This window comes from Acinetobacter guerrae (assembly GCF_009372255.1).
Lineage (GTDB): Bacteria > Pseudomonadota > Gammaproteobacteria > Pseudomonadales > Moraxellaceae > Acinetobacter > Acinetobacter guerrae.
Map to the genome: position 1 here is coordinate 215,814 of NZ_LXGN01000007.1, position 16,868 is coordinate 232,681.

Genomic DNA, 16,868 nt, shown 5'->3' on the forward strand with positions numbered 1-16,868 from the left:
CTTTTTTTATAGTCAGGCTAGGCTAAAACCACTCGATCTATTAGAATAGCCAACTTATTCACGGTCGAGCGAAGTCCTTTGAACAACGATTCTTCAAAACTTCAGCGGGGGTTAAAAAACCGTCATATCCAGTTGATTGCCATGGGAGGCGCAATTGGTACAGGTTTATTTCTTGGTTCCGCACAAGTTATTCAATCTGCTGGTCCCTCTATTATTTTAGGTTATGCCATTGGTGGCTTAATTGCTTTTCTAATCATGCGCCAGCTTGGTGAAATGATCGTAGAAGAGCCTGTTGCTGGTTCATTTAGCCATTTTGCCAATAAATATTGGGGGAAGTTTCCTGGCTTTTTAGCAGGCTGGAACTACTGGATTTTGTATGTTTTAGTGGCCATGACTGAACTTACAGCAGTCGCCAAATATATTAACTATTGGTGGCCTCATATTCCGTCATGGATTTCTGTGCTGTTTTTCTTTGTAGTCATTACTGCAATTAACTTAACCAATGTTAAGTTTTATGGTGAATCTGAATTTTGGCTTGCGATTATCAAAGTGGTTGCGGTCATTTCCATGATCATTTTTGGTCTTTATCTGCTTTTTACTGCGGGAGCAGATTCAACTGCGTCATTTAGTAATCTATGGACACATGGTGGATTTTTTCCAAATGGGTTTGATGGATTATTTTATATGCTAGCCTTTTTGATGTTTGCCTTTGGTGGGATTGAACTGATCGGTATGGCTGCGGCAGAAGCTGATAATCCAAAGAAAACTATTCCAAAAGCGATCAATCAGGTGGTGATTCGTATCCTGATTTTCTATGTAGGTTCATTGACTATTCTGCTTTCTTTAGTGCCGTGGAATCAATTGGATTTAGGTGGTCTAGATAAAAGTCCCTTTGTCATGATCTTTAGTCAATTAGGGATTGGCTGGGCAGCTCACTTATTGAATTTTATTATTTTGACTGCCGCATTATCTGTTTATAACAGTGGTATGTATGCCAATAGCCGTATGCTTTATGGTCTAGCTCAACAGGGCAACGCACCAGCCGTATTTAAAAAAGTCAATAAAGAAGGGGTTCCAATTCCTGCCGTTTTGTTGTCTGCGGTATTGATTTTCGGTTGTGTATTACTGAACTATTTTGTTCCTGAAGATGCGCTTGGGCACTTAATGTATGTTGTAGTGGGTGCATTGGTTCTAAATTGGGCCATGATCAGTCTAACCCATTTAAAATTCAGATCGGCAATGAAAGCTTTGCATCACAAGGTATCATTCCCTGCGCTTTGGTCGCCAGTAAGTAACTACATCGTTCTACTGTTTATTGCGGTTGTTCTTTATATTATGTGGACGCAAGGGTTTAAGGAATCTGTCATCATGATTCCTGTCTGGATTGTGGTCATGTATTTACTATACAAGTTGCTAAATTCGAAGACTTCTACGTCTGAATAAAAAATTAAAAAAGTTATTGCTTAGGCAATAACTTTTTTGTTTATAATCATAAAATTATGCGCTTGTAGCTTAACTGGATAGAGCAGTTGCCTCCTAAGTGACCGACGTGGGTTCGAGTCCCGCCGAGCGCACCACCCCCATAGCAAAATATAAAATAATTTAGTTAAAAATAGTTTATATTCATATAGATAAAATAAAAACATAACAAAATATAAGTAAATGTATAAGGATATAGTTGCAAAATACAAGGATATGATTGAGGATATATAAAGTTCTACTAAATATGTATCCTTATTCAATCATGGCCAAAAAGACAATTCCGCTATCTGACTCCAAATGTACTGGGGCAAAACCACAGGAAAAAGACTACTCTTTGTATGATGGTAATGGGCTAATACTATTCATTCGAAAGAGTGGTTCGAAGGTATGGCGATTTAAATATAAGAGAGCTAATGGCAAAGATGGCTTAATGACTTTAGGTAACTTCCCAGCTTTAAGCTTAAAAGCTGCCCGGACTAAGCGCCGTGAATTAGAAGAACTAATTGCTAATGGTATAGATCCAATTGAATACGGTGAAATACAAAAAGCTAAACTAGAGAATAAATATAATTTTGAATCTATAGCTCGAGAGTGGCACACCGCATATAAAAATACTGGGCGCTGGGGTCCTGAAACAGCAGAAAGGGCTCTTAAGAATATGGAGGATTATGTTTTCCCCAAACTAGGGGAAAAACCCATTGATGCAATCAAGTCAAAAGAACTCGTTCAAGTAATTAAAACTATTGAAGACTTAGGTTATACAGAAGTTGTAAAAAAGACACGCCAGCGGCTAACAAGTATTTTTGCATTTGCAATATCTAAAGGGTTTATTGAAACGAACCCAGCTTACAGTTTACAAGATATATTCGTTCTTACAAAGAAAACAAAGCATCATCCTCAGTTACCGTTAGAAAAACTGCCAGAGTTACAATCTAAGCTATTGGTCGATACTGGTTATCCTTTAACACGTTTATGTGTGGAGTTTGCATTACATACTTTTGCTCGTTCAAGTGAAATCAGATTTGCTAGATGGAAAGAATTTGATTTTGAGAATGCTATATGGACCATTCCCCCAACTAGAGATTTTGTAGAAGGTTACAAGTATTCTCACCGTGGGGCGAAAATGAAGACTTCACATTTAATTCCACTCTCGAAACAGGCACTGGCAATAATAAAAGAGATTTATAGATACAGCGGCCATACTCAAAATGTATTTCCTAAAAATGGCGACCCTCACGGATTTATGAGTGAATCAACCATTAATAAAGCTTTACGCCGTCTTGGATATGACACAAACACTGAAGTGTGCGGTCACGGATTTAGAGGAATGGCCTGTGCTGCATTGATTCAGAGTAAATTATTTCAAAAAGATGCTGTTGAAAAACAAATGAGTCACCAAGAGCGTAATAATGTACGGCTTGCATATATCCATAAAGCAGAGTTCTTAGAAGAAAGAAGAACTATGCTCAACTGGTGGAGTGATTATTTAGATGCGACTAAAGAGACAAGTATTAGCCCATATGATTATACAGCCAAGATTTTAGGCGATGAAATCATACAGTTCCAGTATGCAAAGTTAGCAAAGTAGCTACTTCTAGAGTTATCGATTGTGTCCAATTAGTAGTTATTAACAATTTTGCAGAATTAGACCAAATTGTAAATTTTAGAGTTGGAAATTATGATGAAACATAAAAATAAAGAATCAAATATTAACGATACAATTCCATTTCCAGAATTTAAAGATCCTATTTCGTGTTTAGGAAAACTACTTTATACACAAAAAGCATTTGAAGAAAAAACTAAAGAAATTGAAAAATATAACCGACATCAAGCTGGAAGAATTACATTAATAAGATTGATGAAACTTCTAGATTTAATGGATGCTTATGGAATTAAAAAAACAAATGGCGATACTATGTGGATGGCTCTAGCCTATAAGCTAGCTGAAAAGCACGAGCCAAGCTTCCAGATTGAAAAAGCACCTCGAGGACGTCCATCAAAGTGGGATACATTCAGCTTATTTGGAATCTATTGCATAATTGAATTTGTTAAATTTAACAACACTATTACAGATGATAGTCATGCATGTAAGACCGCTATTTCAAAAATTCTAAAATATACAAAAATCAATATTTCGCAAAAGACTCTCCAAAATAAGTATGCAGAGTCTAAAAGTAAAAGTAATCCGTTTATTTATTTTGTAAAAAATGCAAAAACTGAGGATCAAAGGAAAGAGCTTATAATGTATGGGATGCATACTTATTTGGATAGTTTGAAAGAAAAATCATCCCAATAAATATCAATCCCCGTATTTTCGGGATAGCAACGAAAACACACTTCAACCATATTCTTATAAATATGGTTATAGATATGAATCAGGCGACTCCTCTTCGTATTCAATTTAGTACAGCATGCCAAATGTTGGATGTCACACGTGAATCACTTCGTCATACGATCCGAAAAGATCCCACGTTTCCAAAGCCAATGAAAATGGGTACCACAAAACAAGCTCCTGTTTTCTTTGATTATCAAGAGATTGTTGAGTGGCATAATAGTAAGAAAGAAGCTGCTGCAGCTCAAATGGAGGCATAACCATGAAAGTCTCCGCAAATGTGTTAGTTGCCTCTAAAGTCAATATTGATGGCGCCATGATTCGGCAAGATCAGCATGGACGCTTCTGTGCCAATGATTTACATCAGGCCAGCGGAGGTGAACGTAAAAACCAGCCCCAATATTTTCTTGAAAACAAACAAACCCGGGATCTTGTTCAAGTATTAATCGATACAGGAATTCCTGTATCCCCCATCAATGTAATTCGTGGTGGGATAAATCAGGGTACATACGTTGTAAAAGAAATAGTTTATGCATATGCCATGTGGATTAGTCCAGCTTTCCATCTTAAAGTTATTCACAACTTTGATGCCATGATGCTACAACCTCAACTGCCTGATCTAAACAATCCAGCACAATTGCGAGACCTGTTGCTTAGCTATGCTGAACAAAATATCCAACTTTGTACTGAAAACCAAGTACTGTCGAAAGCTATAGAAACTATCACTCGTACAGAACACGGCGTGAAGTTTCAACAGGCATGTAAAATTCTGAACTTAAAGCAACAAGTTTTGGCCCAGTGGCTTAGAAAAAATAATTGGGATCGCTATTTAAATAATGCCAGAGCTTCAACTTATTACAGTGAAAATCAGGGCTATTGTGAAACTAAGTATTCTTTGAAAGAAGGTGTTAAAGCCTCTGGCCAATCATATAGCTTTACACAAACTGAATTCTTCATCTTGCCAAAAGGCATGCGGATACTTGCCAAGAGATTTGGAGAATCTGTATGAAATATTCACCTATTTTTAGCTTCGCCCTTTTCAAATTAATTTTATTGATTTATATTAAGTTTGTCTGGTGCAAAATCACTAGATTAGCTTTGGTCGGCTATCAACTCATTGGCGCATACAGTCCGCTTCGGGCTTTTTTTATGCGTTATCTCTCTATGCATTCGCATGTTATGGTGAAGTTGGAGAGGGACACTTTCGAGTGTGCAGGTAACCTAATGAGCCTGTCGACCAACCCTTTTCAGCTTTGCCACCCTCACTTGGTCGTGACTGGTAAAGCCTCTAAACAATCATTAGGAGTGCATTCGTCATGAACGCAAAAGTTAATATTCAATTTCCAGAAAAATCTTTTTATAGTGCAATCAATATCCTTGATGCTTATTCACTTGCATTAGATTCAACCACTCAAGTTAAAGTTCTAATTAGTCGTATTAAGAAAGAAACACAGCGACTTATAGAGGTTGAGCAAGAATCTAGCTCCACACCTCATAGCTTTACTGATATTAAAAGTCTTATTTCAGTTGCAGAATACTTAGCTGAAAACTACATCAACATTTTTGATTCTGAATATGAGAAATATAAAAATGCATCAAAAAATATAAACGTTAAATTTGATGCTGCCGATCTTTCCGAAGCCTATGGCCTAGCCCATGAAATAAGCTCTTGGTTTGGTGCACTGCTTCATCAAATCAAAGATGAGTTATTTGCTATTAAAGAAAATTCTAAAGTTCTTTCTAATGTAGTTTTCACAAGTCTTGAGCGTTTGATTTATATTGCAGATTTTTTATCTGAAAGTATTAGCAATACTTTTGAAAGTGAATTTAAAAAGTATGAATCAGAATGGGAGGCATCTAAAAATGGATAAGCCTTCTATTACAGCAGAAAATACCAAAGAATCGTCCAAAACTGCTGTTAAGTATACTGATTCTGTATCATCGTCCGTATATGCTGAATCAGTGCGTATGACACCAGAACGCCTTCTAAATGCCGTAGTAAATAACCAAGATCGGCATAAGGAGGACGAGTGAGTAATGATGCTACTCGCTGGGCTTGGACTGCTCCAGTAAACACCTCTGCTCAGCGCTTGGTTCTGCTTTCCTTAGCAGACCGCGCTGGCGAACAACATACAGCATGGCCCAGTATGGAGCGTTTAGCTGCTGATACTGTTTTGAACTTAAAAACGGTGAAAAAGGTAGTCAATGAGCTTATCGAAATTGGCTTAATTTTAGACACGGGGAAGCGAACTGGACCTACTGGTAGAGTCAGAATTTTGCAATTAATTGGTGTTAAATCACGCGATCAAGAGCAAAAAAATGACGATTCTAATAGTACCAATATTGGGTCTATTGACCTAAATAATGAATCCAATATTGGGACGATTAAAACCCCCAATAAGCCCGAAAACGGGACGATTAAACAAGACCAAAAACGGGACGATTACCCCCCTGTAATCGACCCAATTTTGGATAGTAATGAACCCAAAAACGGTACTTTGAATGAACCCAATTTTGGGTCGCTGAATCTATCATTGAATCTATCAATGAATCTCTCTGAAAAACACGACTGGATTCCGAATCAAAAACAACTTGAAACTAAGATCAAAATCGCTGGTCACGAAAAAAATCTTGAGCTCATTTTTGGTCTTCCAAGTTTTGAATTTGAATTAAGCTCATTCAATTCCTATTTCGATGGCAAGGGATTATCTGAATCTCAGAAACTCCACAAATTTACAGCATGGATTATCGACAAATTTCAGCGATACCAGAAAGCCAATCCAGATTATGTGAATCTGCTAGAGCCAACTCAGAACTCAGCAGCAATGCCAGCTTTAAATATTACCGACAGCAAACCAAAAAGTTTATTGGAGAACATCACATGAGTAACAAGACTCCAATTCACAATATTCAAATCGAACAGGCGGTACTCGCTGCCCTGATGACCGTAACTGGATCTTATGACCAAATTGAAAATTTACTTTCTGAAAACGATTTTTATGCAACACGTCATAAGTTAATCTTTAGTGCGATTGTAGATCTTGATGCTCATAACTCACCTTATGATTTAATCCTAGTCAATCAATGGTTAGAAACGCGAAAATATGGTGAAGCATCAGGTGGCGAAAAGTATCTAATGCAACTCATGAGTGATGCACCATCAAGTTTTTATAATCTACAGTCGTATGCAGAAAAATTAAAAGATCTTACAGCCTGTAGACAAGTTGAAACTGAAGCATTAAAAATCATTCAGCAAGCACGTCAGCTAACCGTTACTCGTGGTGAACTTGTACAAAATGCTCAAACAGTTTTTGCAAATTTAAATACTGAAACGGCAAGTGAATCTTTATTCCATATCCATGATGCAGCATCAAACACATTTGTAGAAATCAGCCGTAAAATGGAAGCAGCGATTGCTGGTACTACGTTGATCAAGGGTATTCAAACTGGTATTTATGATTTAGATCAAAAATTAGGTGACGTTGAACCAGGTTGTTTATTTGTGATAGCAGCCCGACCTGCCATGGGAAAAACCACCATGATGCAAGTTATTGCGAATCATGTTGCTGTCATCCAAAAAAAACCAGTTCTGATTATGTCGGGTGAAATGCCGAAAGAACAGATCGCTATGCGTCTCTGTTGCGCCATAGCACCCGCTAATATCAGTTTGGTGCGCAACACACCACACCTACTACCAAAAGACGAATTTACGGCTTATACGCGCGCTGTAGCAATGCTTCAAAATGTACCTATGCAAATCAATGATACATCTCGCCCTTCAATTGCCAATATCAGAGAGTCAGTTCGCAAGGTAAAGCATGAATATGGATCGATTGGCTTAGTACTGATTGATTATCTGCAGATTATGAAAACGACCAAACAGTTTGCCCGTGAAGACCTAAAAATTGCGTATTTCACTGGGGAATTGAAAGCCATGGCAAAAGAGTTTGATTGCGTGGTTGTTCTATTATCACAGCTCAATCGTGAATTAGAAAAACGTCCCAATAAGCGCCCCATACTTTCTGATCTAAGAGAATCTGGAGCCATCGAACAGGATGCAGATCAAATCTTATTTTTATATCGAGATGAGATTTATAACAAAGAGTCTAAATACATAGGTGTTGCTGAGGCTATTGTTGGTAAGAATAGACACGGCGCACCTGGTACAGCATATATGCACGCTTACTTGAAGTACTGTCAATTTTCAAATTTAGATGCGAATGCACTAGAACAAATACATGGGGTAACCACTTAATGTATATATATGATTTAAATTTTGATAGTTCTGTACTAACAGGTGGACTACCTAAACGTTTTAGAAAACTAAAATCTGATAAAAAAATTAAAAAATTTTTAGTGCAAAGACGGGGTTATAAAGCACCCGATTTTGGTCGTATGATTTTAGATTTACGCAATCTCGGTTGGTCACATGAAAAAATTTCCTATGTGCTTGATGCATCATCATCAGCGGTATCAAGTTGGGCGACAGGCAGTATTCCAAACTATGAACATGGAGATGCGTTTATTGAGCTGTGGCGCGAACAAACTGGCATTAATCGCATTCCACGTTTAGGCGAATGGCAAAGTTATAAATATGAAATTGGGCAGTTAAATCTGCTTAAATAAATAAACAGCATTTTTAAAATATTTTCTATTTGATTATTAAAAGCCCCATCTATATTAAGGGGCTTAAGTTAAGTTTTTTGCGAAATTTATTGGTTTTTCATTCTACTCTCAATAATATATCGCACTGCATTATCATAGGAGTCTTTTTTTAGTTTTTCGCTATATTCATTCGCCATTTTTATATCTAAGCTTGTCATATCATGCTTACCAACAGCATGTAATTGATTAAATGAAGCTGTAGTTACTTCAGATAGTTGGGATTCACATTTGCTTAAAGTAGCTTGTGCCGCCTCTCCAGCAGATGAACTGGATTTTGAGTAAATTAAGCTAGCCTCTTTAATACAAGTGAGATAATTAATCTGCTTTTCTTTTGTTACATATCTTAATTGCCCAATATCGACTTTTGTTTTTTCTGGTTGAGTTGCGCATCCCGTTAATAATACCAATAAAATTATTCCAATTCTTTTCATTCGCTCATATCCCACCAGTAACTATTCCCTAAATTTTCTAATCGCTGCTGTGTTTTAGGCAAATAATCTGGGTCAATCATATTTTGAAGTTTAGAATACAGCATGCGGTCTATAACCAATTTACTGTACCATAAGTTTTGAAGTGGGATATTTCCTTTTAATGTGTTGGCTATTTCCATCATTCGGGTTGATTCTTTACCCTCAATAATATTATTACCCATACCTGTAAGCAGCATACCCAATTTCATGCCCTGTCCAATTAATGGGCCACTAATAAAATCAGATGCACTGCGCCCTGTTGGATCTGAAAGTGCAGACATGATGTCCCCCAAGAAGGAAAGCCCACCACCTTTTAAAAGTGACTTACCAAAGAAATCAGGCGTAAATACTGGCTCTGGATTTTTACCATTTGCCACGTTTTGCATCTGAACAATTAATGCGCCCGCCAAAGTTTGATACGCAAGTAAAGATGCCAGAAATGTCGCCCGACTTTTTATATCATTTTGAGCAAATGCACGATGCCCCATACGAAACATATAAGCTAAAGGGAATCCCTTAAATTGGAATAAGGTTCTACCTAGCTCGCCTTGGATTGTACCAGCTTCACCTAAATTGATAATACTTCGCTCACGAACACCAGCCTCAATAATAGCCACGCTTTCTTCATTAAAAATATGAGTCTGGTATTTCATTGCAGCCTTATAGCGGAAATCCTGAATAGCTCGATCACTTGATTGTTTGTCAGGTGGCAGAAATTGTTTAATCACATCATCAGGCGCATTAAAAAAATCATTCTGAGTTAAAACAGGCGTTCCATCATCACGCTTGCTTGGTTCAAGTTTTTGCCACAATTGCCAATCGCTTTCATTAATCCCATTGCCTTTTAGGATTTTTAAATCAGCTTCACCAAGATCCTTCCAATCCATTTTACGGGTCATTTCAGCAAGCTTATTCATATGCACCAGATTGAACGCTCGTTTCGCCCCTGCAGTGACGGCGTTCAAACCTGATAGTTTCATAGTCGTTGCAGCAAAAGCCTGCATACGTGCATTAAAGCGGCCTGACTTGGTAGCACTGCTGACAACATCAGCGTCACCAAAACGAGTTATTGAACCGGCCATTTCGTTAATGCCGAGGCCAAACCGCAATGCTTCATCGCGATACTTGCCTTGTGTAAGCTGCTTCATGTATTCAGGTGCAATCGATTTAGTGTAGGAAAGTCCTAGCATGTTACCTATTCGCTTCATGCTTGCATGGTCACCAAATGTGGTGATGGTGGTACTGCCCAATTTTGATGACACCATGAGCGCACGCAGCCCACCCATGATATTTCCAAGAGTTGAGTCAATCGCCTTAGTATGAGCATCTAAAGTGTTATACATGCTCGTTGCTCGATGCGCCTGTTTATCTAGTGCGCCATGCTTTTGACCGTTACTAGGATCGGCTTTAGCCCGTATCAATGCTTCATTTAGAATGGTTTCAAAAGCCAGTCTAGGATTAGAACCAAAGTTTTGCATCATGGCAATTTCGGTTGACATACGCTGTACATGGTTCTTTAAAATCTCATGAAATCCAGTTTCATTATAGGTGCCATACTTTCCCTGATAATTCAGCCATGCATCACCATCTTTAAAATGTAAAGCTCTAGCTTCTTGGTGGCGATTTGCCATTTTACTACGCCCGCCAATTGGAGTAATAGCATCGGATTTCTTTTGTTGATTTAAAGCTTTTAATTCCTTGTTTGCACCATTGGTTGCAATGGTTTGATAAACATCATCAAGCACTGTTTTAAGCTCGGCATCATTCATTAAAGAGCCATCTTCTTTAACATACTGATTGCGATCCAAGCCCTGCATTACATTATTGACCCATTCAGATTGATCAGTGAGAGCCACTTTTTTCTGATCATGAGAAGTCATAAAACCATAGTTATCTAACTTCTTAATATTTCCGCCATTACGATTAAAGGCTAAACGCATTTCTTCTAGCGTTTCGCTTACCTCTTTAGCCATTGCCATAATTTCTGGATTGTCGGATTTACCACCAAACATGACTCGAATAATGTCATCAGTCATAGTTTTATTGACTGACATTCCAAATCGTTCCTGGGTTTTGGTGAAGACATCAGCAACTCGTGACATCCATAAACTATGCAAGGATTGCGCCTGTTTTTCCGCAGATTGAATGCCGCTTTGATCTGAAAAATAGGCTATTTTACGCATCAAGGCTTGTATCGGGTTGAGCTTTGGATGATTATAAATCTGTGCTTCAATCTGTGCCTTTAAGACCGCATCACGTGCAATATTTTGGTTATTCTTTGCAATCTGAATAGATAGGTCGCTTGCCGTTTTTTGTGCAATCGCTTCCGCTCGATCGGCTGCACTTTTCATACCCCAATCGGGATCAGTCCGCGCTAAAATGTTTTGCGCTCGTTGATACATTAAAGAAATTCGATTACGATAATTGGTTGGTGTTTTACGCCCTAAGGCTTTCTCTACCGCTTCTTTACATTCCGATCTCATGCCGCATCGCTCCCAAATTTCATCGCACAACTTGCTAAAGCCTTGACGGCACTAATATCTTCTTTGGCTAAATCTTCTTGATCACGAATATCATCCAATAGGTCACGAGCCGAAGCTGTAATCACCTCCTCATTTCCATCTTGATCCAAACGAGTATAAGTAATCTGCATATCTGGATTAGATTCCATGATTTCCAATGCTTCACGACCATCCGCCGTACTTGCAAATGAGCCATATTCATTACTGGAATCTTTAGATAAGTCTGGCACACCATCGTGCTGTTTTGTCTTTGGTTGCCAGAATTCACGTTCAAGTGCTTGGGCTGCATCATTCTGGCTTTTTGTCAAAACATTATTGCCTTTTGATACTGCAAATAAATCACGCCCATCTTTAACGGCACGAACAGGACTAATCGTTCCATCACTATTTATTTGTCGTTCAAAAGTGGTGTTATTTTTCTTGTTGTGCAGTTGCTGCAATGTAGAGCCATCAGATTGCGCCATACTACGCTTTAAATAATTATCCGAGCGTGTGCCTTGCCAATTGTTAATATTTGCTGTGGGCGCATCTGACGCAACAATAGCCCCATTAATCTGATCAATTGCATTATCTGGATTATTGATTGCTTCTTGCTTTACGCTTTCAACAGTAGTTTGTTGTGGATTAGCAGTGGTTTGTAGTTGCTCAATACTTTCCTCAAGTTGAGTCAAACGAGTTTCGTTAGAAGCACCTTTGCCAGACAGTATAATTTGTGGTTCAACATAAGCCACACGATTTATGTTGCCATTAACAGGTTGATAATGCGCCGTATCTTTAAGATAGTTCAAATCCTCTTGCGTCATTGGGGATTCCAAATCCTTAAAGCTAGACTCAAGGTCGCTTCTCACATTGATATCATCAACAAGGCTTTCATGCATCACATTAGGCATTGCCATAGCTTCAGCATCAGCTTGTGATTTATATTCTGGTGGTCTTGAATAGTCTGCTTCAAACTCTGGAAATTCCGATTCTGAGCCACGGATTACAGGTGCTTCACCACCTAAGCTTTTACTAATTCGATCAATATATGCAATGGTTTCTGCATGTACTGCCTGCCCTGTTTTTTGAACAGATCGACCATTCTTATATCCACCATTGTAATGAGCAGCAATCACTCTTGGGTCTTGGGTTTTATATTCTTTGGAAATATCACGAACTAAGTAATAAGCAGCTTCAGTCATGTCGCTTGGATTATTAATATTCCAATTTTTATTGTATTTATTTTTTAAAGCATTAAAGGTGCTTGGAATAAACTGCATAACCGAGCGTGCACCTTTTGGGGATACTTGGTTATTATTGGATTTTTCACCGCTTTTACGAATGGCTTTGATTAGTGGCGTTGCCCACTGCATTCCCATTTCAACGCCTTTGTTATCTGCAACAACATCAAGGCGTGGATCATTATATTTGATAGAGCTAAACTCTGACGCATCAATATTTACAGTCTGAATAGTGTTAGCAACAGAGGTGATGGGCTTGGTTGTTTTTGGTGTAGTTACAACTGTTTTAGGCTTGCCAGTAACAGGATTTTGTAGGCTTACAAGCTCATTATTAAACATCTGCTCCATTGATGAATCTAAGGCATAAAAATGAGAGTTTGCATCTTTAGCATTCTCAGGCTCAAAAATATTTGATTTTTCAGCGTGTTCAATATTGGCTTGAACATGTGCAGCATCAGTTGCGGCATCTGTTTGTTTAATTTGTTTGGCTTGCTCTGGTTGCAATTTCCCTTTATTTGCCCATAGATTTAAAAGTAATGCCATTCCACCATTTGCAGCAATCGTTGTAGGGCTTATAGCATTTTCCTGTAATCCCTCCCCATATAGAGCAACTTTTTTAACATCATTGTCTTAAAGGTAGTTGCCCTCGACATAATCACCAGTAATACCACCACCAATCGCAAGCCCAGTCGTTGCAACTGCGTCAGCTACAACATTTTTTGCAATACCGTGGGCAGGGATGGCAAAAGTTGCAGCATCGGTGGCACCACGAATTGCAGCACCTTTAGTTGCGGTGCTTTCATCGGCCCCCATATTAATTAGATCTGATTTTTCCGACTCATAAGACTGGAATCCAAATAGCCCTGCTTGTGTGGCGACACCACTAATACCACCTGTGCTAATTGTGGCTAATGCATTCCACCCAACTTTCGTGAAGTCGCGTGTTAATCCATAAGTAAATTCACCCGCTACCCCTAAATCATCAGGTTTAAATATGGAAAGGTTTTGCGCCCGCAGCGCTGCTGCTTTCTTATTCCCGCGAAATGCAGCATCAACCGAAGTTGCAGTCTCAACTGTACCCATCGCAATACCAGATACAACACCAAGCCCACCATCCGCAATAGCATTACGTTGGGATTTTGGTTTATATCGTGGGTCATCTTGATTTAGGCTTAATTCGTCATCTGCTAAAATGTCCATGCTCACCTCAATGTAATTCAAGCGTTAGGCGTGTTTGTTTCTTAGGGTCTTTATTGCTGTTTTTATCTAAGATATAGCCAGAACCATTTTTAAAAAAATACTGATATGGATTTTTAGGGTTTTGTTCTAATGGTAAATCTAAAAAGAAATCACGATCGGAGCCACCATAAGTGCGGGAGTTTTGAGAGTTAAAGACTTCTAGCTGATCTTGAAATGATTTTTCGCTTACTGTATGTGGTCGAAGTACAGTACTTTTGCTGCCCCACCCGCGCGAAGTGAACTTACCGCCAGTAATCTCAAGAATTGCCTTATTAAATAAGTCAGGATCAATGTTTTTGGCATCTAATTTCCCAGACTTGTCTGTTAGTTTTTCAGACTTCTGAGCAAGATATGCATAGTTCGCCTTAACCGAATCAAAATAAACTTTGTATTCTGGTGAACCAGGTGAAGCTACTCCTTTTAAATATTCAGTGACCTGATAATTAAGCCCATTGTCATTCAGCTTGACTAAGTTTTTATCTAACAAATCCTGTCCAGAAACTACTTGATTTGCAATTACTGGTAGATTTCTATTGTTTAATGATATCGCCCAGCGAATTGAGTTTTTGTCACCAAATACCGAGTTAATCATATCTCTCGCAGCATTGGCATTCCCTGCACTAGCCTTAAACAAACTTGATCCCAGTTGCAGTTTTTGTGCTGAATTGGCAGTCGATACATACTGCTGCATTTCTTGCTGCTGCTGTTGTGATAGCGGATTTAATGATCCTGTAACCCCATCTGTTTGATGACTCGCAGCAATGGCCTTAATGTTATTAGAAAGCGTTTGAATTGCACTAGCATCACCCTGAGCAATCAAAGTCGTTGGAACAACTTGTAAATTCTGTCCAGTCTTAATGGAATAAGCCAAACTTGCATTATTCTTTTCATTGCCAAGCATATTTGTATTGGCTTTTTTTAATAGGTCCAAGCGGAACCCTAAACCTTTTGGATCATCTGATGGTGCGCTATGTGCATCTGATTCAAGCTTTGACAAATACGATTGACGAGCATCTGGCGGCATTCTCATAAACTTCTGAACTTCAACCGTATTAGATGCAAGTTTTTGGAACTCTGCTTCTTGTTTTGTGCCTTTCACTCGACTATATAAGCCTTGAATTTTAGAATCATCCGGCACAATACCTATTTCGGTAATTTGACGCATTTCCGTGGTTGCATCTTTCGCATCCGCTTCAATACGATTCTGCGCAACTTCAGCAGCTTTATTGTTTTGATCAATGCGCGTCAGGCTTTTATGCGCGTAATAGATTGCTTGTTCTTGAGTTAAGTTTGGATAGGCTTTTAAAACATCCTCTGCTGCGGTCATTTTTGATAATTGCTCATTATTATCCATACTTCCAGCAAACCAAGCATTTGCGCCATTCGTGGCAGATGTATTTTTGTATTTATTTACTGTTGCTTCTACAGTGCCGATTGGTAAATTTTTGGATATACCAAACTCACGAATAGATTTTTCACCATCTCCTATAGTGGTGTTGGACTTTAAAAGATTATTAGATAGCTCATCTAACTGTGCAGATGCTTGTGAACGTGCAGCTTGAAATGCGACTGGCATATACTTGGATGCACTTTGATATGACGTTTTATCAATATGCTGATCAAAATCCATTTTTCGCGTATTGGGTATATTCGAGATATATTGTCTTTTAATTTTTTCCAAATTACTTTGACGCTCTTGAACAGCGTTTTCTATTAGCAATGAGCCACTTTGAACTCTCGCCGTAATATCAGCATCCATTAAATCAATATCAGCTGAGAACTTTGCAGATTGTTGAATATATTGAGCAGTATCTTGTTTATACTGCTGATCATTCATAAGTAATTCTGTTTTTTTAGCTTCTACTTCTTTATTAATTTGGTTTCGATGGGCCTGTTCAGCAGCGTTACTAATATTTTGCAAAGCATTGCCAATCATCTGGCCACTTTGATTTTCAGGCATTTGGATACGCTGGGTTTGTGGCAACGCATTACCGAAGTTACCCATTGGGATTCTAGCCATTATTTCCACCCCTTTGCACCAGCAGCCACAGCATTAGCAGCACCAGTCGCCAATGCGGTATTGGCGTTGCTCTTGTAGATACTGGATTCAGCCTGTAACCGCTGTGAAGAATTAAATCCTGTTATTTCAGCCATGGCAGCATCGTATTGTGCATCTTGTTCAATACGATCGTTAATCGTAACCACTGTACCTTCATTCACACTCAAACCATTTTCGGCGGCGGCTGCTCGTGCTGCTGATTGAACTTTTTCCTTTTGTTTACGGATACGCTCGGCTTCTAAACGTCCTTGTGCCTTTGATGCATCTGCATCAGCTTTCGCTTGTTCACTTTGCGTTTTTCCTGTTTCGTATGCAGAGTAACCTGATATTGCGGTACCCACTGCTGCTGCTGCTGCCGCAGCTACTGCAAACCATGTCATTGTAGATCTCCTTTATCCTCAAGAGACTTTAAAAAGTTTTGTATTTGATTATCAGGAACAATCATTTGATTCTCAATTTCTAATAAATTAGTTGATTCAGTTGGATGTACAGTTAGCCATGATGAGTCTTCATGAAAGTAAATAACACGTTTGGTTCCCGGCATAGTTTTTATGATCTGCGGTGCATAAACTTGACTCATTCCATCTGCGCTTTGTATTGTTGCACTACCTTTTAAAATAATTAAGAAATGCTCTGTTTTATGCATCTTCGTAACCATTAAAGTTCCTGCTGGTGCATCCATTTGGCGCATATAAACATTAGGTGCGAAATGGTGGAAAACTGGTAATTCAAGTTGTGGTAATTCACTCACCTGTTGCTGAACATCACACACAACATCGATATAGGCTTTGTTTTGAATATCACCCAAGATTTGCACTAGAAGCTCGGTATTGTCTGGTGAAATAATTTTTGTCATTAATGATAAATCTTTCTGTAAAA

General features: G+C 38.6%; 15 protein-coding genes, 1 tRNA gene and 1 pseudogene. 11 read left to right on the forward strand and 6 right to left on the reverse strand.

Annotated elements, in window-relative coordinates; all coding sequences use genetic code 11:
* The first annotated feature begins 78 nt into the window (after positions 1–78).
* From A7A69_RS06555 to A7A69_RS06605, 11 genes are all read left to right on the forward strand, one after another.
* Positions 79–1,443: an amino acid permease gene (locus tag A7A69_RS06555; RefSeq protein ID WP_120370845.1), complete on the forward strand. Its 1,365-nt coding sequence runs from the start codon at positions 79–81 to the stop codon at positions 1,441–1,443.
* Between the two features lie 58 nt (positions 1,444–1,501).
* A tRNA-Arg gene (locus tag A7A69_RS06560) sits at positions 1,502–1,577 on the forward strand.
* A gap of 149 nt (positions 1,578–1,726) precedes the next feature.
* Positions 1,727–3,070, forward strand: coding sequence for a tyrosine-type recombinase/integrase (locus A7A69_RS06565; protein WP_171500789.1), 1,344 nt, complete (start codon positions 1,727–1,729; stop codon positions 3,068–3,070).
* Positions 3,071–3,163: 93 nt separating this feature from the next.
* Positions 3,164–3,778, forward strand: coding sequence for a hypothetical protein (locus tag A7A69_RS06570; RefSeq protein ID WP_152876651.1), 615 nt, complete (start codon positions 3,164–3,166; stop codon positions 3,776–3,778).
* Positions 3,779–3,852: 74 nt separating this feature from the next.
* The gene (locus A7A69_RS06575; protein ID WP_233746946.1) at positions 3,853–4,074 is read left to right on the forward strand and encodes a transcriptional regulator; all 222 of its coding nucleotides are present in this window, start codon (positions 3,853–3,855) and stop codon (positions 4,072–4,074) included.
* A 2-nt stretch (positions 4,075–4,076) separates the two neighbouring features.
* The gene (locus A7A69_RS16780; protein WP_152876653.1) at positions 4,077–4,823 is read left to right on the forward strand and encodes a KilA-N domain-containing protein; all 747 of its coding nucleotides are present in this window, start codon (positions 4,077–4,079) and stop codon (positions 4,821–4,823) included.
* Positions 4,820–5,134, forward strand: coding sequence for a hypothetical protein (locus A7A69_RS16785; RefSeq protein WP_241675222.1), 315 nt, complete (start codon positions 4,820–4,822; stop codon positions 5,132–5,134). The genes A7A69_RS16780 and A7A69_RS16785 overlap by 4 nt, the downstream gene beginning before the upstream one ends.
* The gene (locus A7A69_RS06590; protein ID WP_152876654.1) at positions 5,131–5,685 is read left to right on the forward strand and encodes a hypothetical protein; all 555 of its coding nucleotides are present in this window, start codon (positions 5,131–5,133) and stop codon (positions 5,683–5,685) included. Before A7A69_RS16785 ends, A7A69_RS06590 begins: the two co-directional genes overlap by 4 nt.
* A 159-nt stretch (positions 5,686–5,844) precedes the next feature.
* Complete coding sequence (locus A7A69_RS06595) at positions 5,845–6,699, forward strand: helix-turn-helix domain-containing protein (protein WP_187349185.1); 855 nt, start codon at positions 5,845–5,847, stop codon at positions 6,697–6,699.
* Positions 6,696–8,069 (forward strand): replicative DNA helicase, encoded by a 1,374-nt coding sequence (dnaB, locus tag A7A69_RS06600; protein ID WP_152876655.1) that lies wholly within the window; start codon positions 6,696–6,698, stop codon positions 8,067–8,069. The genes A7A69_RS06595 and dnaB overlap by 4 nt, the downstream gene beginning before the upstream one ends.
* Positions 8,069–8,440 (forward strand): hypothetical protein, encoded by a 372-nt coding sequence (locus A7A69_RS06605; RefSeq protein ID WP_152876656.1) that lies wholly within the window; start codon positions 8,069–8,071, stop codon positions 8,438–8,440. The genes dnaB and A7A69_RS06605 overlap by 1 nt, the downstream gene beginning before the upstream one ends.
* An 86-nt stretch (positions 8,441–8,526) precedes the next feature.
* On the opposite strand, the gene A7A69_RS06610 is transcribed toward A7A69_RS06605, so the two are convergent.
* From A7A69_RS06610 to A7A69_RS06635, 6 genes and pseudogenes are all read right to left on the reverse strand, one after another.
* Complete coding sequence (locus A7A69_RS06610; protein ID WP_152876657.1) at positions 8,527–8,910, reverse strand: hypothetical protein; 384 nt, start codon at positions 8,908–8,910, stop codon at positions 8,527–8,529.
* Positions 8,907–11,432, reverse strand: a complete 2,526-nt coding sequence (locus A7A69_RS06615; RefSeq protein WP_152876658.1) for a hypothetical protein — start codon at positions 11,430–11,432, stop codon at positions 8,907–8,909. Before A7A69_RS06615 ends, A7A69_RS06610 begins: the two co-directional genes overlap by 4 nt.
* Positions 11,429–13,891, reverse strand: a pseudogene (locus tag A7A69_RS06620) (lytic transglycosylase domain-containing protein). The gene A7A69_RS06615 and the pseudogene A7A69_RS06620 overlap by 4 nt, the downstream one beginning before the upstream one ends.
* Positions 13,892–13,898: 7 nt before the next feature.
* Positions 13,899–15,950 (reverse strand): hypothetical protein, encoded by a 2,052-nt coding sequence (locus tag A7A69_RS06625; protein WP_152876659.1) that lies wholly within the window; start codon positions 15,948–15,950, stop codon positions 13,899–13,901.
* Entirely contained in the window at positions 15,950–16,369 is a 420-nt protein-coding gene (locus A7A69_RS06630; RefSeq protein WP_152876660.1) for a hypothetical protein, read from the reverse strand. Before A7A69_RS06630 ends, A7A69_RS06625 begins: the two co-directional genes overlap by 1 nt.
* Positions 16,366–16,845 (reverse strand): hypothetical protein, encoded by a 480-nt coding sequence (locus A7A69_RS06635; RefSeq protein ID WP_152876661.1) that lies wholly within the window; start codon positions 16,843–16,845, stop codon positions 16,366–16,368. The genes A7A69_RS06630 and A7A69_RS06635 overlap by 4 nt, the downstream gene beginning before the upstream one ends.
* Positions 16,846–16,868: the final 23 nt, after the last annotated feature.

Bases quoted from the DNA above. Each gene is read 5' to 3' on its own strand.
- A7A69_RS06605 (WP_152876656.1), top strand. From the start codon at position 8,069: ATGTATATATATGATTTAAATTTTGATAGTTCTGTACTAACAGGTGGA.
- A7A69_RS06635 (WP_152876661.1), bottom strand. From the start codon at position 16,845: ATGACAAAAATTATTTCACCAGACAATACCGAGCTTCTAGTGCAAATC.
- dnaB (WP_152876655.1), top strand. From the start codon at position 6,696: ATGAGTAACAAGACTCCAATTCACAATATTCAAATCGAACAGGCGGTA.
- A7A69_RS06625 (WP_152876659.1), bottom strand. From the start codon at position 15,950: ATGGCTAGAATCCCAATGGGTAACTTCGGTAATGCGTTGCCACAAACC.
- A7A69_RS06615 (WP_152876658.1), bottom strand. From the start codon at position 11,432: ATGAGATCGGAATGTAAAGAAGCGGTAGAGAAAGCCTTAGGGCGTAAA.
- A7A69_RS06590 (WP_152876654.1), top strand. From the start codon at position 5,131: ATGAACGCAAAAGTTAATATTCAATTTCCAGAAAAATCTTTTTATAGT.
- A7A69_RS06630 (WP_152876660.1), bottom strand. From the start codon at position 16,369: ATGACATGGTTTGCAGTAGCTGCGGCAGCAGCAGCAGCAGTGGGTACC.
- A7A69_RS06575 (WP_233746946.1), top strand. From the start codon at position 3,853: ATGAATCAGGCGACTCCTCTTCGTATTCAATTTAGTACAGCATGCCAA.
- A7A69_RS06610 (WP_152876657.1), bottom strand. From the start codon at position 8,910: ATGAAAAGAATTGGAATAATTTTATTGGTATTATTAACGGGATGCGCA.
- A7A69_RS16780 (WP_152876653.1), top strand. From the start codon at position 4,077: ATGAAAGTCTCCGCAAATGTGTTAGTTGCCTCTAAAGTCAATATTGAT.
- A7A69_RS16785 (WP_241675222.1), top strand. From the start codon at position 4,820: ATGAAATATTCACCTATTTTTAGCTTCGCCCTTTTCAAATTAATTTTA.
- A7A69_RS06565 (WP_171500789.1), top strand. From the start codon at position 1,727: ATGTATCCTTATTCAATCATGGCCAAAAAGACAATTCCGCTATCTGAC.
- A7A69_RS06570 (WP_152876651.1), top strand. From the start codon at position 3,164: ATGAAACATAAAAATAAAGAATCAAATATTAACGATACAATTCCATTT.